This is a genomic window from Planctomycetia bacterium, from assembly GCA_021413845.1.
Classification (GTDB): domain Bacteria; phylum Planctomycetota; class Planctomycetia; order Pirellulales; family PNKZ01; genus PNKZ01.
In genome coordinates this window covers 53,587-74,045 of sequence record JAIOPP010000109.1, presented here as the reverse complement: position 1 = coordinate 74,045, position 20,459 = coordinate 53,587, and the positions used below count along the sequence as shown (strand labels likewise).

19 protein-coding genes are annotated in these 20,459 nt (G+C 60.7%); 4 read left to right on the top strand and 15 right to left on the bottom strand.

Going from position 1 to position 20,459, the window contains the following annotated elements; all coding sequences use genetic code 11:
* Window positions 1-9: 9 nt before the first annotated feature.
* Window positions 10-483, top strand: coding sequence for a ribosomal protein S18-alanine N-acetyltransferase (gene rimI, locus K8U03_19980; protein ID MCE9607171.1), 474 nt, complete (start codon window positions 10-12; stop codon window positions 481-483).
* A gap of 24 nt (window positions 484-507) precedes the next feature.
* Here rimI and speA read toward each other — a convergent pair whose 3' ends face one another.
* A complete protein-coding gene (gene speA / locus K8U03_19975) occupies window positions 508-2,421 on the bottom strand; it encodes a biosynthetic arginine decarboxylase (protein ID MCE9607170.1) in 1,914 nt (637 codons plus the stop codon).
* Between the two features lie 171 nt (window positions 2,422-2,592).
* On the opposite strand from speA, the gene K8U03_19970 reads away from it, so the two are divergent.
* A complete protein-coding gene (locus tag K8U03_19970) occupies window positions 2,593-3,498 on the top strand; it encodes a hypothetical protein (GenBank protein MCE9607169.1) in 906 nt (301 codons plus the stop codon).
* Window positions 3,499-3,578: 80 nt separating this feature from the next.
* Here the strand turns inward: K8U03_19970 and K8U03_19965 are convergent, their stop codons facing one another.
* The 3 genes from K8U03_19965 to K8U03_19955 form a co-directional block, all read right to left on the bottom strand.
* Window positions 3,579-4,424 (bottom strand): mechanosensitive ion channel, encoded by an 846-nt coding sequence (locus tag K8U03_19965; GenBank protein MCE9607168.1) that lies wholly within the window; start codon window positions 4,422-4,424, stop codon window positions 3,579-3,581.
* Between the two features lie 128 nt (window positions 4,425-4,552).
* Window positions 4,553-4,810 carry a hypothetical protein gene (locus tag K8U03_19960; GenBank protein MCE9607167.1) on the bottom strand — a complete coding sequence of 86 codons (258 nt, stop codon included), beginning with the start codon at window positions 4,808-4,810 and terminating at the stop codon, window positions 4,553-4,555.
* Window positions 4,811-4,911: 101 nt separating this feature from the next.
* A complete protein-coding gene (locus tag K8U03_19955) occupies window positions 4,912-5,532 on the bottom strand; it encodes an RNA polymerase sigma factor (protein MCE9607166.1) in 621 nt (206 codons plus the stop codon).
* 331 nt (window positions 5,533-5,863) lie between these two features.
* Between K8U03_19955 and K8U03_19950 the strand changes: the two genes are divergently transcribed.
* Window positions 5,864-6,298 (top strand): response regulator, encoded by a 435-nt coding sequence (locus K8U03_19950; protein MCE9607165.1) that lies wholly within the window; start codon window positions 5,864-5,866, stop codon window positions 6,296-6,298.
* 358 nt (window positions 6,299-6,656) lie between these two features.
* A complete protein-coding gene (locus K8U03_19945; protein ID MCE9607164.1) occupies window positions 6,657-8,339 on the top strand; it encodes an arylsulfatase in 1,683 nt (560 codons plus the stop codon).
* Window positions 8,340-8,435: 96 nt separating this feature from the next.
* On the opposite strand, the gene fliM is transcribed toward K8U03_19945, so the two are convergent.
* The 11 genes from fliM to K8U03_19890 form a co-directional block, all read right to left on the bottom strand.
* On the bottom strand, window positions 8,436-9,449 hold the full coding sequence (gene fliM / locus K8U03_19940) for a flagellar motor switch protein FliM (GenBank protein MCE9607163.1): 1,014 nt from the start codon (window positions 9,447-9,449) through the stop codon (window positions 8,436-8,438).
* 67 nt (window positions 9,450-9,516) lie between these two features.
* Window positions 9,517-10,806 (bottom strand): glutamate-5-semialdehyde dehydrogenase, encoded by a 1,290-nt coding sequence (locus K8U03_19935; protein MCE9607162.1) that lies wholly within the window; start codon window positions 10,804-10,806, stop codon window positions 9,517-9,519.
* 196 nt (window positions 10,807-11,002) lie between these two features.
* Window positions 11,003-11,800 (bottom strand): dihydropteroate synthase, encoded by a 798-nt coding sequence (gene folP, locus K8U03_19930; GenBank protein MCE9607161.1) that lies wholly within the window; start codon window positions 11,798-11,800, stop codon window positions 11,003-11,005.
* A 135-nt stretch (window positions 11,801-11,935) separates the two neighbouring features.
* Window positions 11,936-12,457: a hypothetical protein gene (locus K8U03_19925; GenBank protein MCE9607160.1), complete on the bottom strand. Its 522-nt coding sequence runs from the start codon at window positions 12,455-12,457 to the stop codon at window positions 11,936-11,938.
* A 29-nt stretch (window positions 12,458-12,486) separates the two neighbouring features.
* Entirely contained in the window at window positions 12,487-13,755 is a 1,269-nt protein-coding gene (gene bamD / locus K8U03_19920; GenBank protein MCE9607159.1) for an outer membrane protein assembly factor BamD, read from the bottom strand.
* Window positions 13,756-13,796: 41 nt separating this feature from the next.
* Complete coding sequence (gene recO / locus K8U03_19915; protein ID MCE9607158.1) at window positions 13,797-14,567, bottom strand: DNA repair protein RecO; 771 nt, start codon at window positions 14,565-14,567, stop codon at window positions 13,797-13,799.
* Window positions 14,568-14,693: 126 nt separating this feature from the next.
* Window positions 14,694-15,146: an rRNA maturation RNase YbeY gene (ybeY, locus tag K8U03_19910; protein ID MCE9607157.1), complete on the bottom strand. Its 453-nt coding sequence runs from the start codon at window positions 15,144-15,146 to the stop codon at window positions 14,694-14,696.
* A 35-nt stretch (window positions 15,147-15,181) separates the two neighbouring features.
* The gene (locus K8U03_19905; GenBank protein MCE9607156.1) at window positions 15,182-17,503 is read right to left on the bottom strand and encodes an HDIG domain-containing protein; all 2,322 of its coding nucleotides are present in this window, start codon (window positions 17,501-17,503) and stop codon (window positions 15,182-15,184) included.
* Between the two features lie 3 nt (window positions 17,504-17,506).
* Entirely contained in the window at window positions 17,507-18,505 is a 999-nt protein-coding gene (locus K8U03_19900) for a PhoH family protein (protein ID MCE9607155.1), read from the bottom strand.
* 195 nt (window positions 18,506-18,700) lie between these two features.
* Entirely contained in the window at window positions 18,701-19,603 is a 903-nt protein-coding gene (locus tag K8U03_19895) for a phosphatidate cytidylyltransferase (GenBank protein ID MCE9607154.1), read from the bottom strand.
* Window positions 19,604-19,658: 55 nt separating this feature from the next.
* A complete protein-coding gene (locus K8U03_19890; protein ID MCE9607153.1) occupies window positions 19,659-20,444 on the bottom strand; it encodes an isoprenyl transferase in 786 nt (261 codons plus the stop codon).
* Window positions 20,445-20,459 lie beyond the last annotated feature (15 nt).

Here is a 20,459-nt window from a genome sequence, read left to right as displayed (position 1 = left end):
GTTCGTTGGATGATTCGCCGCGATATGGCGGACGTTCTTCAGATCGAATCCGAGACGTTCGAGTTTGCGTGGTCGGAAGAAGAATTCATCCGCTGCTTGCGTCAGCGCAACTGCATCGGCATGGTCGCCGAGCTGAACGACCGCGTCGTCGGCTACATGATCTATGAACTGCATAAGAACCGGCTGCACGTGCTCAACTTCGCGGTCGACCCGGCGCATCGTCGCTCGGGCGTCGGCGCGAGAATGCTCTCGAAGCTCGTCGGCAAACTGACGGCGCAGCGCCGCTGCCGCATCATGCTCGAAGTGCGCGAGACGAACCTCGACGCGCAACTATTCTTCCGCTCGCAAGGCTTCAAGGCCGTCAGCGTGCTGCGAGATTTCTACGACGACACGACGGAAGACGCTTACGTGATGCAGTACCGATATCGCGCGACGGATGTTGCGGAGTTGGAAACCGACCAGATCACCCGCTTGGCGGGCTGACCCTTCTCCTTCGGGGAGAAGAGCTTAGTTCGCGTCTTCCAAATAAGTGTAGCCCTGCAAGCCTTCGTCGTAGAAGCGGAGTAGCTTGCCGGACTCTTGGAAGTCGAGTCGGCCTTCGCGCACTGCCGATTCGACGTCGGTGCGCATTTTCTTGAGGAGCACGTTCACGTCGAACTCGACGTATTCGAGCGCCTCGCGCACCGTGTCGCCGTCGATCACGGTTTCAAGCACCACTTCGCCCGTCGCCGACAGCCCGACGTGTACGGCGTTCGTATCGCCGAACAGGTTGTGCATGTCGCCGAGGATTTCTTGGTACGCCCCGATGAGGAACGTGCCGAGATAATAGGGCTCGCCGTTGAACTTGTGCAACGGAAGCGTGCGCTTCACGTCGCGACGATCGATGAACTGATCGATCTTGCCGTCAGAGTCGCAAGTAATGTCGCCGAGCACGGCGTTCGACGTCGGCTGTTCGGCGAGGCGATGGATCGGCATCACCGGAAACAACTGCTTAATCGCCCAGCTATCGGGCATGCTCTGAAAGAGCGAGAAGTTGCAGAAGTAGGTGTCGCTCAAGAGCGCATCCAAGCCTTGCAAGTCTTCCGGAACGAACTCGAGCTGCTTCGCCGCTTTCTGAATCTTGCGGCAGATGGCCCAGAACAAATTCTCGGCCAAGCTGCGCTGATCGAGCGGCAGATAGCCGCCGCTGAACAGGTTCATCGCCAGTTCGAGCGCTTGCTGTGCATCGTGATACGCTTCGAGCAAATTGCGCGCGGAGACGTTGCGATAGGTGTCGTGCAGATCGACGAGCGGCTGCTCGAGGTCCGCCGGAAGCTGCTGCGGAATCTCTTCGTCTCCGAGTCCGGAAACGCCGAGCACGTTGAAGATGAGCGCGCTGTGGTATGCCACGACGGCCCGACCGCTTTCGGAAACGATCGTCGGATGGGGCACCTTCGCGTCGTCGCACAAGCTTTGAATGTGGTAGACGACGTCGTTGGCGTATTCTTGCAGGGTGTAGTTGGTGCTGGATTCGAAGTTGGTTTGCGAGCCGTCGTAGTCGATCCCGAGGCCGCCGCCGACGTCGATATATTGCAGGCCGGCGCCGCGCGCATGAAGGTCGACGTAGATCCGCGCCGCTTCGTTGAGCGCTTGCTTGATGTGTCGGATGTTCGGAATCTGGCTGCCGAGATGGAAGTGGAGGAGCTTGAAGCAATCTTCCATGCCGTCGCGCTTGAGTTCGTCGAGCGCGCGGAGAATCTCGCTGACCGTGAGCCCGAACTTCGAGCGGTAGCCGCCGGAGCCTTGCCAGCGGCCGGTGCTCTTGGCCGCCAGCTTCACGCGAATGCCGAATTGCGGGCGCACGCCGACCTTGGCGGCATAATGGCGAATGAGTTGCAGCTCGGTATACTTCTCGACGACCGGAATAATCTGCCTGCCGATCTTCTGCGCGAGCATCGCCATCTCAATGAACTCGGCGTCTTTGAAGCCGTTGCAGATGATCGGCGTGTCGTTGTCGGCCATCGCGACGACCGCCATGAGCTCCGGCTTCGAGCCGGCTTCGAGCCCGAAGTTGTACGGCTTACCGTACTCGAGCACTTCTTCGACTACTTGCCGCTGCTGGTTCACCTTGATCGGATAGACGCAGCAATACTTGCCGTTGAAGTTGTATTCCTTGATCGCGCGCTGGAACGCTTCGTGGATTTCGCCGAGCCGGTGCTTGAGAATGTCGCCGAAGCGGACCAAGATCGGCAAGTCGATGCCGCGAAGTTGCAGATTGTCGACGAGTTCCTTCAAGTCGATCGCGCGCGACTTGTCTTTCGTCGGATGCACGAGGAGGTTGCCGGACTTCCCGACCGAAAAGTATCCTGCTCCCCAGCGATCGACGTCGTACAATTCGGCGGCATCACCGGTCGTCCAAGGGGCAACTTGTTGGTCCAGCATTTTCTTTGGAGGCTCCTAGACGATCGGGACGAGCGGCATGCTCGAAAAGCTGCGTAACGTAGAATCTACGTTGAGAAGCAGCGATAAGTTCTTGCAACGTCGAAAGGCGTTTTATCTTAACCGACTTTCGCCGGCGGTCGACCGGTTCTCGACCTGGCTGAGTAAAATTTTATGACGACTCAACTCCGCTGGCACGTCGGGCTCGGATCCGCTTGCTACTACGCCGTCGCACGAGAAACCTGGGCCTTGCAAGAGCCCGACTTTACGGCGACCCCGCTGACGCAAGAAGTGGTGGCGCTCGCGTCGTTTCTCACGGCCGAGCAGATCGACCCGCAGCCGTTTTTCACACAGCTCGTAGCACTCGCACCGAGTTTCAACGCACCTCGCGATCTCGCTCACACGGTTCTCACAAAGCTTTTCGGCCGAGCTAGGGCCGACGCTCTCACACCCCGCCTCGTCGGGTTGCTGGGCGCTTGCGAACGGGAATACCTAAAAGCTCAGCCGCAAATCCTCGAAGAGCTTCGGTTGCGCACCGGCCCCTTGCGCGAACTGTGGGAAGCGCGAGGGCCGGGCTTGCTCGCCGGCGTCGGCCGACGTACCGACGCGAGCTTGATCGTCGAGTCGGCAACCGTGGCACTCGTCGCGCCTCTTACCGGCGGCGGAGGTGCGGCGTATCAGGCGACGAACGTCGTCCGGTTCGAGGCGGTGTTGGCGAACCCGATCGGCGAACTTCCGGAAACGGTTCGGCTAGCGTGGCTGGTCAGTCAGCTGGCGACGGATCAACTCGAACCGGTCGAGCCGATCCGATCGGCCTCGCCTCTCGAACTCGTCGGCGCGGCAATGCTTCCGGCTCTGCTGGAAGCCGCCGCCGATTTGGAGGTCGTTTCCGTCGAGGGGCCGGCGCTGTTCGCGAAAGCAGCCGAAGCGTGGGGCAACGAACTACTGGCGCGGCCGGGGGTCGTTGAGGTTGTTTACGATTGGTGGTCGGCCGCACGAAGCAGCGGCAAGAATGCCGAGCCTCCGTGGAATGTGCGTCTTGCGGCACTCGACCGACTGCTCCTCCAGCGCACGCAATAAAAATAAAAACAGCCGACGTCGATCGAAGAGTTCGATCGACGTCGGCCTTAACTTGTTGAGAGTGATTTGCCAGCGAAGCGTTAGCGCACCGCTTCGTTGATCATCTTCACGTTCGGCACGCTGTGGCGGCTAATGAGGCCGTCTTCGAAGGTCTCGATCGTCGTCGACACCGGGCCCACGTCGCGAACCACCCCTTCCATGCCGGCCACGGTCACACGGTCGCCGTTCTGCAAGCGTTGACGTGTGTAGTAGCCTGCGAGAATGCCGGCCATCGTTTCACGTCCGCCGAGTCCGATCGCCAAGCCGAAACCGAGCGCCAGCGCTGCGAAAGCGATCAAGATCATCTGCTCGAAGAGTTTGAAATTGATGTCGAGCTTCTCGGCCGCCGCGAGGAACGTCATCAGCGCGAGAATGTAATAGCAAGCGTTCGCCAGATGCTCGGCATAAGTGATGCCGACCCGATCGGCACTCGTGGCGACGATGCCGCGGATGAGCGTGGCGACGAGCAATCCGACGACGACGATCGCAATCGCGATGAATAGCTTCGGCACGTAAGCGATCAGATGATCGACCGTATCGGAAACTTCCGTGAGCCCGAGCACTTTGAATGCGGCGGAGAGAAACACGCACAAGGTCAACCAAAACACGACCCGGCCGACGATCTCGGGCAAGGTGCGAGCGATGCCGACTTGCTTCATCGAGTCGACGAGCCCACCCCGTTCGGCGGCTTTCTGCAAGCCGAGCGAATGGCACAAGGCCGACACGGCCCGATCGAGCACGCGAGCGACGAAGTAGCCGACGACAAGGAGCACGACCATCGCGACGACGTTGGGCGCGAGCTGGGCGAACTGCAAGTATGTCTTCATGAAACTAGCGCTGACCGCTTCGTTCCAAGTGTTGATGTTGGAGAAATCGAAAGCAAACATGACCTAACTCCTTCTGAAAAAGAAATGTTCCGACCCTGCCCGAAAGAACCCTCTCGAAGTATTAAAAAGCGTTTCCGACCTTCTCGAACGACGCTGCTGAATAGTTGTTGCCGTGCCGCGGTTCCGCGTCACAAATTATTCTTATTGTCGTCGATGATTTCTCGCGGTCGGCTTTCGACGATCTGCGTGCCCGTGCTTGCGACATGCAGCCAGCCGAGGATTCCGCGGGCGAACCAGGCTAGGCCGTAAGGGACGACTCTGATCGCGAATTCGACGACGTGCAGCGCGAGCAGGATGTAATTCAACCGTTCATGCACGCGCCGATCGAGCGCCGCCGGAGGAGGAGGCACGGGCGTGCGAGCAAGTTGATCGAATAAATCGGACATGAGGGTAAAACTAGAAGTCAGAAGCTAGAAACCAAAAGAGATAGAAGCGTTCAGTTCGACATCGTTACTCGCTTGCGATTTCGCGGGACCTATGATTCTCACTATTCGTTCCCATATCGTGCCTGGATCTTCTCCCTCGCTCGGCTCACGCGCATCTTGCACGCGCTCACCGACAATTCGAAGATCACGGCGAGTTCTTCGTATTCGTAACCTTCCGCATATTTGAGGAGCACGAGCGCGCGATCTTCTTCGTCGAGAATGTCGAGCATCTGCGTCAGGTCGAGTTTGGCGTCGCCGGTTTGCGTCGGCCGTGTCGTCGGTTGTGCGTCGAGATCGGCTCCGGTTTGGCCGCCGTCGCGTCGTAGCCGCCGACCGCGGCTGCGACGCAACATGAGACACGTTCGCACGGCCACGGCATGCACCCAGGTCGAATACTTCGCCTCGCCTCGAAACTTTCCTCGTTGCACGAACAGCGCGACGAAGACATCTTGCGCAGCGTCGTGGGCATCGGCTTCGTTGCCGAGCAGCCGATAGCAGATGTGCCACACACGGAGACGAAATCGTTCGACGAGCGCGACGAAGGCCGGACCGTCGGAGCCTTCGCGCGCCGCGGAGGCAGCCAGCGATTCGTCGGTCGGGCCACCGTCGGCACCGTGAGGCAACGGCACGCCTGCGGCGAGTGGGTCGTTCGGGTTGGGCCCTGGGCGGGGCGTGCTGTCCAAAGCCGAATCTCCATGGCGCGGGCCTCGAATAAGTGTGCGGGTTCCATCTCCGCCCACTTCGTTGCCGTCGTCCGAGGTCGCGTCACCTTGGGCCTAGGGTATTCCGCACGGTCGCTCAGGCGATGTGCGACGGCAAGTGACCGTCGGGCAATGACTTACGGTATTCTTACCGCCAGGGAGTAATCGACCAGAATTTGGTCGAAACGGTCAAGATCGGCTCGGGCATTCGGAGTGATTTCCCTCACTTAAGGGAGAAAAATGAAGTAGAGTTTCGACGGGCTTGCGCCTGGCGAGCCCATCCCATCTTCGGTGTCTTGAGGGCGGTTCGGCGATGAGAGACTTTTCGGCGCGCAAACTAACGATTCTCTTGGTCGACGACGATCCGGCGATGATTCGCTTGCTGCGAACCGTGCTTACGCTCGAGATGCACGACGAGGTCGAGTTGCACACCGAGACCGATCCCCTCGTAGCGCTCGAGTGGCTGGAAGATCATCATTGTGATATCGTGCTCAGCGATATCGAGATGCCGCAACTCGACGGCCTCGAGCTGCTCCGCTTCGCCAAACGGCGCAACGCTTGGACGCAGGTCGTCTTCATTACGGCCCATTCGTCGTTCGACCGCATCACCGCGGCAGTCGAACTCGGTGCCGACGACTATCTGCTGAAGCCGATCGATCGCGAAACGTTGATCGAAGTCGTCACCCAACTCTGCCGCCGCAGCGCTCGCTGGCAATCGGCCGTACTCGGCACGATGAGCTTGACATAAGTCGGAACTGCTTCGACTGCCGGAGCATTTTCTGCTCTGTGGAGCAGCCGCTCGACGACATCGGCTTCAAGTAGGTCGGCATGGCAGCGGCTCCGCCGTGGAATTCACCTAAAAACAAGCATTCGAATTCTCGGGTACGATCGAGTGGGCAACTGTCGAATTGAGGTAGTCGTCGAAGGGCTCTTATTCGCCGCAATGCCCCTCGAAATATCTTATCATGCGAGCGCAATGGGGGCCGCGAACTGCGTATCTGTTTCCGGTCAACGGACGGTTCGCAACTGCGATGAGATCAAGCCTTTTCAGCATTGAATTCCGTAAGACTGATCCAGATCGCGATTCTTATGGAAAGGACGTAACCATGAAACAGCATTTCAGGCCGAGATCCACACGGCTCGCTTCGTTCGTCTGCGCGGCGGCAATCGCCGTCTGCGGAGCCGTCGAGGCTCAACAGAAGCCGAATATTCTCGTCATCTTTGGCGACGATATCGGCGTCAGCAACATCAGCACCTACAGCGGTGGCCTGATGGGCTACGAGACACCGCATATCGATCGCCTCGCTAACGAAGGCCTCAAGTTTCTCCATTACTACGGAGAACAATCGTGCACGGCCGGGCGCGCGGCGTTTCTTACCGGTCAGCACGGCATCCGCTCCGGGCTCACGAAGGTCGGATTTCCCGGCGCGCCGATGGGAATGAGTCAGCTCGATCCTTCGATCGGCGGGATGCTCAAGAGCCTCGGCTATGCGACGGGCCAGTTCGGCAAGAACCACGTCGGCGATCGCAACCCGAGCTTACCGACGGTCAATGGTTTCGATGAGTTCTTCGGCAACCTTTATCACCTCAACGCCGAAGAAGAGCCCGAGCTTCCCGACTACCCGAAGGATCCGGCGTATCTTGCGAAGTTCGGCCCGCGCGGCGTATTGAAATGCAAGGCAACCGAGGTGGACGACGAGACCGTCGATCCGCGCTTCGGCAAGATCGGCAAGCAAACGATCGAAGACACCGGGGCGCTCACGAAGAAACGTATGGAAACGATCGACGACGAGACCTCGGCCGCGGCGATCGACTATATGCAGCGGCAACACAAAGCGGAGAAGCCGTTCTTCTGTTGGTTCAACAGCACCCGCATGCATCTGCGCACGCACGTCCGCGCGGAGCATCGAGGGCGATATCAGCACGGCGACAGCGAATACATCGACGGCATGCTCGAGCACGACGACACGATCGGCACGATCCTCAAGGCGCTCGACGACCTGGGGATCGCCGACAACACGATCGTCGTCTATACGAGCGACAACGGCCCGCATATGAACACTTGGCCTGATGGCGCGACGACGCACTTTCGTTCGGAGAAGAATACCAATTGGGAAGGAGCGTTTCGTGTTCCGTGCCTAGTGCGCTGGCCCGGCAAGATCAAGGCCGGCACCGTCACGAACCAACTCATGAGCCACAACGACTGGCTTCCCACGCTTTGCTCCATAGCAGGCGAGCCCGACATAGTCGGGAAATGCAAACAGGGCTACGAGGCGAACGGAAACACGTACAAGGTGCATCTGGACGGGCATGATCAATCGGAGTTCTTGCGCAAGGTCGCAGGAACCGCGGGCAAGAACAACGGAGCCAAGAGCGCTCGCGATACGTTCTTTTATACCGACGACGACGGACTCCTCGTGGGCTTTCGACAAGGGGACTATAAGTACGTGTACGCGGAACAGCGATTGGCAGGGACGTTGGGTGTCTGGGCGGAGCCTTTTACGAAGCTACGTCTGCAAAAGATCTTCAATCTGTTCCAGGACCCGTTCGAGCGGGCCGACATCACCTCGAACACGTTTTGGGATTGGCAGATGAACCACGTGGGGCAGATCTACGGCGCGATGGACGAAGTCTTTAAGTTCGCGGCGACGTTCAAGGAGTTTCCACCCCGCGCGTTCCCGCCGAGTTTCGTTCCGACGACGATCATGGAAGGAACACTCCGCGAGATCAAAGTCGAACGAAAAATTCGCGAAGTCTTTCCGCTACCCGTGAAGCCGGAGCAGAAGTAGAACCGAATGATTCCAACCGCTTCAGCGTGGACCAACCTCCGCGCTGAAGCGTTTTTTTGCGCAGCGCGCAAGACGATCGAAGCGCCGGCCGGTTTATTATTTCGCCGGTTCGCCGGAGTCTTCGATGCGAATGGCCTTGCGGCCTTTGAAGGCGCCTGCCTTGCCGCGAAACTTCGTCATCCCTTCGACGCTGACCAACAGCGGCGACTTGGTGTCTTTTTCCGTCGTGATGATGTCGCCGACGCGCAGCCCGAGCAGGTCTTTCGTCGAGATCGTGGTATCGGCCAGCAGGACGACCATCTCGACCGGCGCCGCGCGCACGTTCTTCGTCAACCGTTGCACGGTTTCGGGAGTCGACGTTTTGCGCGACGGGCTGACCCAACTGTTCGATGAGAGCTTGCCGCCGATCCGTTCGATCGAGTTGAACGGGATGCAGAGATTCAGCATGCCGCGCAACTCGCCGAGCGTGAGCTCGAAGCTGATGAGCACCACGACTTCGTTCGGCGGTACGATTTGCACGAGCTGCGGATTGCTTTCGACCCGCACGACCTCGAAGTGAATCGGCAGGACGTTTTCCCACGCTTTGCGCAGCTCTTCGAGATAGAGCGACGTAATGCGATGCACCAGCCGTAACTCGATCTCGGTCAGCGGGCGGCGCGTTTGCGAGTTCGGCTCTTTGCCCCCGCCGAGCATCCGATCAATGATCGGGTATAAGATCGACGGGTTGATATCGAGAATCAGATGCCCTTCGAGCGGCTCCGCCTTCAATAAGTTGAAGCAAGACGGATTCTCGAGGCTGAATACGAACTCGCTATAGGTGAGTTGATCGACGCTCGTGAGCTTCACTTCGACGATCGAACGCAGCATCGCCGAGAGGGCCGCGCCGAAGTTGCGACCGAAGCCTTCGTGCAAGGTTTGAAGAGCCCGCATCTGCTCTTTGCCGACCCGCTCCGGACGCTTGAAGTCGTAGGGGGTGACCTTCTCGCGCGGTTTCGGCGGAGGGGCGCTCGGGGCCGCTTTACGCGCCGGTGCCGCGGCGCGCGGAGCGGTCTGCTCCATCGCGCTGAGCAGGCTTTCCACTTCCGCCTGACTAAGAACGTCTCCACTCATCGAAGCTTCCTTGCTCGACGCAGTTTCGGCGAATACGCAAGCCGTGAACCCGTTGGTTCACAGCCTGCTATTCGCGAATTTGTCCGGTGCCGTAAACGATGTACTTGTAGCTCGTCAGTTCCTTCAGGCCGCAAGGGCCGCGGGCATGAAACTTATCGGTGCTGATGCCGATCTCGGCCCCCAACCCGAACTCGCCGCCGTCGTTGAAGCGGGTCGCCGCGTTGACCATCACCGCAGCGCTATCGACGCGCGCGGTGAACTCGCGCGCCGCCGCGAGGTCGTTCGTGACGATCACGTCGGTATGGCGCGAGCCGTAGCGATTGATGTGGCGAATCGCCTCGTCGAGCGAGTCGACGACTTTGATCGAAATAATCGGTCCGAGATATTCGGCCCCGTAGTCGGCGTCGGTCGCCGGTTTCGCTTGGGGAAGAAACTTGCGCGTGGTTTCGCAGCCGCGTAACTCGATGCCTTGGGCCTCGAGCGCGCGGCCGATTTGCGGCATGAATTCCGCGGCCACGGCCGAATGCACCAGTAGCGACTCCAACGCGTTGCAAACTCCCAGCCGCTGACACTTCGAATTGACGACGATCCGTTCGGCCATCGCAAGCTCGGCCGAAGGGTCGATGTAGGCGTGGCAATTGCCGTCGAAATGCTTGATCACCGGCATGCGGGCTTCGGCCGCGACGCGCCGAATCAGGCTTTCGCCGCCGCGCGGAATGGCGACGTCGATCAGCTTGTCGAGCTTCAGGAACTCGCCGACCGCTTCACGATCGGTCGTGTCGACGAGTTGTACGGCATCGACCGGCACACCGGATTCGCCGGCCGTCTGGGCGAGGATCGAGGCCAGCAGCCGGTTCGAGTGAAACGCTTCTTTGCCTCCGCGCAAGATCACGGCATTGCCGCTCTTCACGCAAATGGCGGCGGCATCGACCGTGACGTTCGGGCGTGATTCGTAGATGAAGAAGACGACGCCTAGAGGGACGCGCACCTTCCGAATATCAAGGCCGTTGGGGCGCACGGTCGATTCGATCGTCTCGCCGATCGGGTCGGCCAGCGCCGCAACTTCTTCCAGCGCCCGGGCCATCGATTCGACCGTCTTCGGCGTGAGCCTAAGGCGATCGATCGCGGCGTCGGTCAGTCCGTAACCGGGGGCCGCGGCAAGGTCGCGAGCGTTCGCGGTTTGGATTTCGTCGAACCGGCTGCGGAGCGCGACGGCGCTGCGACGAAGCCAAGCGTTCTTCACGGCACCGGCGACGAGCGCGAGTTCGGCCGAGGCCGCTTGCGCGCGCGTGGCGACCGCGACGCAGTAGTCGCGAAGGTCGGTGGCGCGGGTTTCCGTCGGTTCGGCAATAGCCATGGTTTCGAGCGGTCCTATCGTCGGAGCAAACTCAGCAACAAGCGGCAAATTCGCGGCCGTTTCTCACCATGCCCAAGATGAGATGGCCCAATCGGAGTATCGTCGAAAGGGGGCAGTGCGTCAACGTCGGTCGAGCACGCGGCGAGCCTGAAAAACAGGGCTCGCGAGCAACCTTAACCACCAAGCGGATAGTGGATTATGTCGCGTCGGCGACCGCGGTGAAAAGCGCCAAAGCTTGGCGCGTCGCCGCGACGTCGTGGACTCTCAGGATGTGGACCCCTTGCGCCGCCAATGCCAGCGACACGCCGAGCGTGCCGTAGGTTCGGCCCGACTCGCGCCAAGCAGCGTTTTCGGCCGCGAGCACTTTGCCGATAAACCCCTTGCGCGAGTGCCCCACCAAGAGCGGGCAACCGAGATCGAGAAACCGGCGACAATGGGCCACGAGCGTCAAGTTGTGTTCGTGCGTCTTACCGAAGCCGATGCCTGGGTCGAGTGCGATGCGTTCCGGCGCGATGCCCGCCGACGTGAGGTGGTCGCGACGTGCGCGAAGATAGGCATGAATCTCGGCGACGACGTCGGTGTAGTGCGGCGCGATTTGCATCGTCTGCGGCGTCCCTTGCATGTGCATCGCGCAGATGCCGGCACCCGACTCCGCGGCGACGTCGAGCATCGCCGGGTCTCCTTCGAGTCCGGTCACGTCGTTAATGATTTCGGCCCCGGCCGCCAGCGCCTCGCGCGCGACGCGGGCCTTCGACGTGTCGATCGAGATCGGCACCGTCGTACGGTGGGCGACTTCACCGACGACATCGAGCACGCGGCGCAATTCTTCGTCGGCATCGACCGGCACGGCGTAAGGACGGGTGCTCTCGCCGCCGATGTCGAGGATGTCGGCCCCTTCGTCGATCAAGCGCATGGCCTGCTCGATCGCAGCCGAGGTCGAAGCGAAACGTCCGCCATCGGAAAAGCTGTCGGGCGTGACGTTGACGATGCCCATCACAAGCGGCCGGCGCAGACACGAAATCGCGCGCGTGCGAAGTTGCCAAAGGGTAACCGGCGGAGAATTCATCCGGTTGATTCTATCGCAAGAACGAAGCCGAATGAACCGGGGCCGAATGAACCGGGCTGCCGTTTACCACGGCGATTCCATCATCCCGACGATTTGACGAGCGATGCGGTTCATCGAATCTTGCTGCGCCGTGCTGATCGACTGGCCCACTTCGGGATAGAACGTGCTGGTGTTCATGAGTTGCATGAGCGCGCCGGGGAGCGCGATCGGCGTCATTTCTTGAATGACGACGCCGTCGCGATTGACCCAATTCACGCCGATGGTGAAAAAGTAAGTGAGCTCGCGCGGTTCGTCGGTCGGCGCTTCGACGCTCACCCCCTTCGCTTCCGTGAGAATCTTGCACGTCAGAATACTATCGGCATCGGGAGAACTGACGACTTTATACGGGGTGCGGCGCTCGATCTCCTTCTGCACCGCTTCGGTAAGCCGTTCGCCGAGATTGCGCCGGAACGAGGCCGACTCGAAGATCGGAACGTAGACCGTGCGGATCTTGCAGGAGTAGAGCGAATCGGTGCCGATCCGATACGGAGCGCAGCCGAGCAGGCACACGGCCGAAAGCAGGGCCACGGCTCGACGCACGATCACGGCGGATGAAGTTCTCGCCGCGCCGGCCATTAGTTTTGCCTGTCGCGGCCGAGCATGCGCGTCAGCCAAGGGAAATAGTCGGGAGGCTCGGGAAGCAGATTCTCCGTCGCCGTGATCTGTTGCTGCGCGAGTTCGGCGAAGCGCGTGTCGGGAAAATCTCGGATGACGTTCGCGTAGTGAACGCGTGCGGCACGGTTGTAATCGAGCCGACGATAGTACTCGCCGAGGCCGTATTCGCGCTCGGCGATCTGGGCCCGCACGAGCTCCTTGGCTTGTTGCAATCGGGGGCGCTCGGCCGGCAACTGGCCGCCGTAGATGCGAATCGTTTGATCGGCGAGCGTTTCGGCTTTCTTCAGCGGCATGACGTCGTACTGCGGGCCTTGATAAGCGTTCATGTAGCTTTGCAGGCCGAGGAGATGCGCCTGCGTGACATGCTCGCTCTGCACGTAATCTTTGCGGAGAATCTCGTAGTGGTAGGCCGAGTCTTCGAACCGGTTGTCCATGAAGTAGCTCGTCGCTTGCGCCATGAGGGCGTCGTCGGCCAGCGGACCGGTCGGGTCGCTGAGGCGAATGGTCTCATAGACCTTGATGCCGTTTCCCTTGGTGTCGAACCAAGGGCGGGTCTTGTCGGTGAAGTTGAGCGCGAACGTCGCGCTGTCGCGACCGGCCTGTTCCCAAAAACGTCCGATCAGGAATTGCCGAGCGGTGATGCGGTCGAGATGCCGCGAGTTGGTGTATTTTTTCAACAACGTATCGAATGCATTGCGCGCGCCGTGATAGCGATCGGCGAAGAACAGGCTCTCGCCTTGCATATACAGCGCATCTTCTTCCAAGAGCGAGTCGGGCCAGCGTTCGCCCGCATCTTCGAACTTGCTCGCCGCTTCGTTGTATTTTTGCGCGCGAAACAGTTCGTCCGCCTCGTTGTACAGCTTCTTCGCGAGCGCTTCATCGGGCGCTTTCCCGATCAGCTTCTTATATTGCGACTTGATGTTGGCCGACGAGAACGTCTTGGCCGTTCGTTCCCAAAACGAGGGCTTTCCTTCTTCAAGCTGAGCCCCTTGAATCGAAACGCCGGGCGAGGATTCGTTGGGAGTCGCGTCCGAATAAGACGCTTGCGCGACTCCGTCCTTCGGCGGGCCTGCCGTCGGGGCGCCGGGCGGGGCTTGCGCCGCATTCGCGGCGGCCTGCGGAACGCTGGTAAACGGATCCTTCGCTGCGCCGACCGGCGCGCGGCAAGCCGTCACTGCGACGGCCGTAATGCCGAAGATCCAAAACGTCGATATCCGCCGGGCATCCATGCCTTGTGCGTCCGCAGAATGATGTGAAGTCGAACTCTACTTTATTTCGCGATCGGCTGTGCGTCGGGCACGCCGAGATATTCGTGCATCTTCGGTTTATGTCCGAGCAAGTAGACGATGTACTGGCTCACCGCTCCTCGCATCTCTCCGGCATTGCGCCTGACGATCTCGCGGCTCCGCCACGACTCGCCTTCCTCGGCAAAAGTCTCCAATAAATCAATCGCTTCGTTCGACAACGACACGACCTGCTTCTTTCCCGGCCGACAAGCTTCGCACAACACTCCGCCCGACGCTAAGCCGAAGGCCGTGCGCCGCGCGCTCGCGACGACGTTGCCGCACTCCGCACATTCGCGCAGCGACGGCAAATGCCCCAACATTCGCAAGGCGGAAAGTTCGAATCGCAAGACGATGATGCCTGCCGAATGAGTTCCAGTGCTTAAATCGTCGAGCGTTTCGACCGCGAGGTCGAACAACTCGGGATGCGGATCTCCTTCGTGCGTCAGATCGTTCAGCAATTCCGCAACGTAATAAGCTCCGTACAGGTAAGAAAGATCGGTCGCGTGAGATCGAAACCGACGTTCCAACTTGGCTTCGGTCAACAGATCCAACGCATCGGACGATTTGCGGAGGAACACTAGACGAACACGCGAGAGGAGGTCAAGGGCAGACTCGAACGGCCCCTTCGGCCGGCGCGCTCCTTTGGCGAGCCCGCTGATCTTGCCGAACTCGCGCGTGTAGAGCGTGACGACGCTCGACGACTCGCTGAACTCGATGACGCGCAAGACCAGCGCTTCGGCTTTTTCGGTCGACATGCAGGTGAAATGCGAAAGAGGAGCCGCGGCAAACGAGCGGTGAACGAGCATCGATAAACAACGGCCGACGGCTTGCGCTGCCGGCAAGACCGTCGTTGCGAGCCGCACGATGTCTCGTGCGAGATTCTACTTCGTTTCGTCGGCGCTCGGCAATTCGACGTCGAACTTAGCCAGATACTTCCGCTCTTCTGCGCGCATCAGCACGCGCGGCTCGGGCGTGAGGTCGTCGTGGCCGACGAGGTGCAACGAGCCGTGGATGACGTACAGCAGCAGTTCATCGGCTGGAGCCACTTTCAGCTCCGCGGCGGTTCGAGCTGCCGTGTCGGCGCTGGCGACGATTTCTCCTTCGAGGTAGCCCGGCTCTTCTTCGAGGGCGAAGCTGACGACGTCGGTCGGCTCGTCGTGGTCGAGAAATTTGCGGTTGATGTCGTGGATCGAAGGGTCGTCGACGATCGCGATGCTGATCGTGCCGCGTTCGATGCCGTGGTCGCCGGCGATCATCCGAGCGGCGCGGCGCAAGCGTTCGGCGTCGACCGGAAACGGCTCATACTCCAGCGCAACATCGACGCGAACCGGCATGCGACTTTCTTCCGTGATGGGCAGCGGCCGGCGATTTACGCCGAGGCCGTGCTGGCGTATTTGACTCGGCCGTGATAGACGGCGATGAGCGACTTGATCAGGCTGTCCTCGACGACGCGGAGCTGTTGCAGCGTGAGGCCGCATTCGTCGAATTGGCCGTCGAGCAGCTTGTTCATGCCGATCTGTTCGACGAGGTTTTCGATACGCGACGGGGTCGGTTCGACTAACGAGCGCGATGCGCTTTCGACCGAGTCGGCGAGCATCAGGATCGCCGTTTCGACGGTTTGCGGCTTAGGGCCCGGGTAGCGATAGGAACTTTCCTGCACTTCGCCGACCTCGGGATTCTCTTCGCTCTTCTTGCTCGCTTGGCGATAGAAATACTCGACGAGCGTCGTGCCGTGATGCTGTTCGATGAAGTCGATGATCGGTTGCGGCAAGTGATGCTGCCGCGCGAGATCGGCCCCGTCTTTCACGTGCGCGATGATGATCAACGTGCTCATGGCCGGCAGCAAGTTCTCGTGCCGGCTCGCTTGCATGCCTTGATTTTCGACGAAGTAGTTCGGCTTGAGCATCTTGCCGATGTCGTGGAAATAAGCTCCGACGCGCAACAACAAACCTCGCGCACCGATTTGCTCGGCGGCCGCTTCGGCGATGGAAGCGACGTTGATCGAGTGGTTGTAGGTGCCCGGCGCGCGACGGACGAGCTCTTGCATCAGCGGATGCGAAGGATCGCCGAGCTCGAGCAGGCTGATATCGGTAAGGACGCCGAACAGCTTCTCGATGTACGGCAGCAGGCCGGTCATCAGGAAACCGGTTAGGAAGGTCCAGAGCGCGTTGCGGCCGGCGTGGCGCAGGATCGTTTCGCCGAGCGGTTGATCGTCGAACAGCGACATGCCGAGCGAGAGGAGAAACGCCACGATCGCCGAAACCAAGCCGACACGAATCAATTTGCCGCGGGTTCGAATCGTGTCGAGCTGCAACACCGCGGTCGCGACGGTTCCCATCAACACGATGAACTCGCCGAGCCCTTCGCCGCCGGTCATCGCGACGATGATCGCCATCGAGGTCGAAAGAATGAGCGCGACGTCGCGATGGTACGCGATGCCGAACGTCATGCTGAACAGCAGGAGCGGAATGAGCTCGGCGCGCCAAGGGTCGGCGGTCGTCCAATGCACGAGCGCAATCACGCCGATCGCCGAAGCGAGCATCGTGCAGAATACGAGCAAGTCGCTCAGCAAGCGCCGTTCGCGATAGAACATGTAATAGCCGCACAGCACGTACAGCGCGAAGATCATGCAAAACACGGCGAGCGATCGCTCGAGCCGGCGCGGCATCGGCAGCTGCGTGATGTAGGCGTCGTATTCGAGGCGGAGCAGATTCAGCGCCTCGGGCGTAATCGGCACCCCGGCCGGCGCAAGCAACGTGCCGGAGGCGTACTTCGCTTCTTGCACTTCGACGGCGTCGCGAGCCGCTTCTTGTCGCGCTAGGCTATCGACCACATCGAGCGACAACGTCGACTTCAGTTTGGGCAACAGCCAAGCCGTGACTCGATCCGAAAGAGTCGAGTTGCCCAGCTGTTCGCGAATCAACGTCTTCACCGCCGAGCCGTCGCCCAATAGGACCGAAGTCAGCGGCACGTCGAGCGGGACGAGCGAATACTCCTTCGTCCGACCGGCAGGATAGATCAGGATCTTTTCCCGATTTCGATCACCGTGTAGATCGGGGATCGCGGTGAGAATGCCGCGCGTTTTGAGTGGGCCGAAAATACCATCGAGCGCCGCTTTGCGCTTCTCGGCGTCGCCGAGAGCGATGAGCGTCGAATGAAACTGTTTGTAGTCGTCGGCCTGTTTTTCGAGTTCGGCCGGTGTCGCGGCGGGAGCCGGTGTGGTGCCGGACGTCGTTGAACCGGACGTCGCCGATCCGGTTGCAGGAAGTTGAAATTGTTTCCAGGTGTCGGGCTTCAGGTCGGCCAGCTTATCGCTCGCCGCGACTTCATCGAGCAAGAGATTCAAATCGGCGCGGCGCAAATCGAGGTCGCGAGGGTCTTGCGTATAGACGTAAGGGGCTTGCTTGAAGGCGTTCTCGCGAAGCTCCTTCGTTTTCACGTCGTCGACCCGCGCGAATTTTACCCGGGCCATGACGTCGCGCACCGGCACGTAGTTCTCGCGAAACGTAAAGGCCGGCGCCCACGCGCTGCTGATGCCCCAGATGGCGACGGCCGTGGCGAAGCACATCATCAGCCGGAGCATGACGTCGGGACGCTGCAACGCCATGAGGCTCCGCGCGAGCCGGCTCGGCGGAAGGTCGAGCGGTGCGACCCGACTGCTGCCACGTTTCTTTTTAGCGCCGGTCGACATGGCTTAGCTATGCTTCTGTCGTTTGCCGACAGGCCCTTCTTCGTAAGCGCGGACGATTTCCATCACGAGGCGATGGCGCACGATGTCGGAACCGGTGAGGGTCGCCAGCGCGAGGCCGTCGATGCCGCCGAGGCGTCGCATGGCGTCGGCCAAGCCGCTTTGCGTATGCGAAGGAAGATCGACCTGCGTCATATCGCCCGAGACGACGATCTTCGAGTTGCGTCCCATGCGCGTGAGAAACATTTTCATCTGCGCGCTGGTCGCGTTTTGCGCTTCGTCGAGAATGATGAAGGCGTCGTTCAAGGTTCGGCCGCGCATATAGGCGAGCGGCACGACTTCGATCACGTCTTGCTCTTGCAGACGCTTGAGCATGTCGTAGTCCATCATCTCGCGCAGGGCATCGAGCAGCGGCCTGAGATACGGATTGATCTTGGCCTGCATGTCGCCGGGCAGGTAGCCGAGGCTCTCGCCCGCTTCCACGGCCGGTCGCACCAGCACGATCTTCTTCACCCGCTCGGCCTTGAGCGCGGCGACCGCCATCGCGACGGCCAAGTAGGTCTTGCCGGTGCCGGCCGGTCCGGCGGCCAGGACGATGTCGTGGTCGAGGATCGCGCGCATGTACTTCGCCTGCCCGAGCGTCTTCGGCTGCACTTTACGCGCGGCGTTGAAGACATCGATTACCGGCAGATTGACGACCGAGCCGGAGCCCGACCCGTTGCCGGAGGCGCTATTGGCGGAAGCGATCCCTGCGACGGCGTTGAGCACCCGTTCGATATCGGCGGCGTCGACGTTGCCGTACTGCGCGGCCGTGGCTTTGAGTTGCTCGAAGATCTCGGTCGCTTTCGCAACCGGTTGTTCGGCCCCTTCGATGTAGATCCGACCGTTGCGGCCGGCGATGCGAACGTCGAGGGCCTCGCGGATGCGCCGGAGGTGCTGATCGCGCGGGCCGAACAACAGCAGCAGAGCCTGCGGATCATCAACGGAGATACTAGCTTCGCTCATTCACAGGCGTCGCACTTTCGCAACGCTTCCAGGCTCCCAGGCGAACCAGTTCGCCGATCTTTATAGTATTCCACACGGCTTAGCACCAGATGCGCCGCCGCTCGGAATCGCGCAACTCTTTTTTGGAAAAAGGCTTACAGCAGGACGCGGCCAAGGTTTCGCGTGAGCGGCGGTTGGTTTTCGCTACTGGTTCAATCATGGTTGGGCGAGCAATCGGGCCGGGCCGATCCAACCGGCTTGCCAAAACACCCAGGCAACCGGAGCCGCGAGCAGCAAAGAATCGATCATATCGAACACGCCGCCGAAGCCCGGGAGCCAGGCACTCGAGTCTTTCAGCCCGTAATCTCGCTTGAGAAGCGATTCGGCGAGGTCGCCAGCCACGCCGATCAGGCACACCACCACGGCATACGAACTCCACGCGATTAAGGCCGCAGGGTCGGCGGCGAAGTCGATGCCGAACCAATGGGCCGACTCCAACCCCCCGACCACCGACAACGCCACCCCGCCCAACAACCCTTCGACCGTTTTGCCGGGACTTAGCTTCGGAGCCATCTTTCGCCGCCCGAGCAACCGGCCGAACGTATACGCTCCGATGTCTCCCAGCTTCACGACGATCAGCATCGAGACGATCGGAAAGATCCCGTACGGCAACAAGCGGAGCCGGACGATGTAGCTCATCAGCAGCCCGACATAGGCGAGGTTCGCGATCGACAGCGCGATCCGTTCGGCGACGCGCTGCGAGCGGTCTTTGTCGTAGCGCGCCATCTCGAACAGGAACACCCCGATCACGGCTCCGGCAAATGCCGTCGCTTGCCAATCTCCGGCGAAAGCGGCGTAGCCGAGCCATGTCGCAAGCCAAGGTGCCGCGACGATCGCGACGTTGCCGACATAAGGGACAAACCGGCCGGCCAGCGGTTCGCGCGTCCGGACGAAGCGGAGGAATTCCTGCGTAGCGGCGAGTGTGATCAAGAGCGCCAGCGGCAGGAGCAAAACGCCGGGCGGTTGCGCTGCGTCGGTCTGAAGCCGGAGGTCGGCCCACGCCAGCCCCGCCACGACGGCGATGAAGAAGACACCGAGTAAGAGCCGCCAACGGAGCATGTTGAGACTTTAGGGAGAAGGAGAGATCGCGAAATCGCGCGCCTTACAGCGGCTTTCAGCTTAGCAGATCCGCGTTGTTCAAACCGCCGAACTTACGGTCGCGAGCGGCATAGTCGCGAATCGCGGCGTGCAGATCTTCTTCACGAAACTCCGGCCAGCAGCGCTCCGTAACCCAAAACTCCGCATAGCTGATCTGCCACAGCAAGTAGTTGCTGAAGCGCATCTCGCCGGCCGTGCGAATCAGTAAGTCCGGGTCGGACATTCCTGCCGTGTAGAGATACTTCTCGAACAGCGCTTCGTCGATCGTCGTCGGATCGAGCTCTCCGCGCCGGGCGGCTGCCGCGATATTGCGCACGGCGTCGGTGATCTCGCCTCGAGCGCCGTAGTTGATCGCCAAGCAAAGATTCAGGCCCGTATGGCCGGCGGTCATGCCGATCGTGCGGTCCATCTCGGCTTGCACCGAGTCGGGAATTCCCTCGCGCCGGCCGATCACGGTGAGCCGGATCTTCTCACGCAGGAGCGTCGCGCGCTCTTCGACGAGGTATTGCTCCAGCAAGTGCATCAAGAAATCGAGTTCCTGCTGCGGCCGCTTCCAGTTTTCGCTCGAGAGGCAATAGAGGGTCAGTTGCTTCATGTGCAACCGAGCGCATTCTTCCGTCACGGCGCGCACGCTCGCCACGCCGCGCCGATGTCCTTCGATGCGCGGCAAGCCTTGGCGCTGCGCCCAGCGTCCGTTGCCGTCCATGATCACGGCGATGTGCTGCGGCCGGCGAGCGGCGGGAACGTCGGCGAGTGCGGAGTCTTGTTCGGCCAAGGATTGCGTCACTCGCGGCGACTCCATTGTCTGCAAAAAAAT

What these genes read in the sequence shown, in the direction of transcription:
- rimI (MCE9607171.1), top strand. Translation starts at nt 10, where the DNA reads ATGATTCGCCGCGATATGGCGGACGTTCTTCAGATCGAATCCGAGACG.
- speA (MCE9607170.1), bottom strand. Translation starts at nt 2,421, where the DNA reads ATGCTGGACCAACAAGTTGCCCCTTGGACGACCGGTGATGCCGCCGAA.
- K8U03_19970 (MCE9607169.1), top strand. Translation starts at nt 2,593, where the DNA reads ATGACGACTCAACTCCGCTGGCACGTCGGGCTCGGATCCGCTTGCTAC.
- K8U03_19965 (MCE9607168.1), bottom strand. Translation starts at nt 4,424, where the DNA reads ATGTTTGCTTTCGATTTCTCCAACATCAACACTTGGAACGAAGCGGTC.
- K8U03_19960 (MCE9607167.1), bottom strand. Translation starts at nt 4,810, where the DNA reads ATGTCCGATTTATTCGATCAACTTGCTCGCACGCCCGTGCCTCCTCCT.
- K8U03_19950 (MCE9607165.1), top strand. Translation starts at nt 5,864, where the DNA reads ATGAGAGACTTTTCGGCGCGCAAACTAACGATTCTCTTGGTCGACGAC.
- K8U03_19945 (MCE9607164.1), top strand. Translation starts at nt 6,657, where the DNA reads ATGAAACAGCATTTCAGGCCGAGATCCACACGGCTCGCTTCGTTCGTC.
- fliM (MCE9607163.1), bottom strand. Translation starts at nt 9,449, where the DNA reads ATGAGTGGAGACGTTCTTAGTCAGGCGGAAGTGGAAAGCCTGCTCAGC.
- K8U03_19935 (MCE9607162.1), bottom strand. Translation starts at nt 10,806, where the DNA reads ATGGCTATTGCCGAACCGACGGAAACCCGCGCCACCGACCTTCGCGAC.
- folP (MCE9607161.1), bottom strand. Translation starts at nt 11,800, where the DNA reads ATGGGCATCGTCAACGTCACGCCCGACAGCTTTTCCGATGGCGGACGT.
- bamD (MCE9607159.1), bottom strand. Translation starts at nt 13,755, where the DNA reads ATGGATGCCCGGCGGATATCGACGTTTTGGATCTTCGGCATTACGGCC.
- recO (MCE9607158.1), bottom strand. Translation starts at nt 14,567, where the DNA reads ATGTCGACCGAAAAAGCCGAAGCGCTGGTCTTGCGCGTCATCGAGTTC.
- ybeY (MCE9607157.1), bottom strand. Translation starts at nt 15,146, where the DNA reads ATGCCGGTTCGCGTCGATGTTGCGCTGGAGTATGAGCCGTTTCCGGTC.
- K8U03_19905 (MCE9607156.1), bottom strand. Translation starts at nt 17,503, where the DNA reads ATGTCGACCGGCGCTAAAAAGAAACGTGGCAGCAGTCGGGTCGCACCG.
- K8U03_19900 (MCE9607155.1), bottom strand. Translation starts at nt 18,505, where the DNA reads ATGAGCGAAGCTAGTATCTCCGTTGATGATCCGCAGGCTCTGCTGCTG.
- K8U03_19895 (MCE9607154.1), bottom strand. Translation starts at nt 19,603, where the DNA reads ATGCTCCGTTGGCGGCTCTTACTCGGTGTCTTCTTCATCGCCGTCGTG.
- K8U03_19890 (MCE9607153.1), bottom strand. Translation starts at nt 20,444, where the DNA reads ATGGAGTCGCCGCGAGTGACGCAATCCTTGGCCGAACAAGACTCCGCA.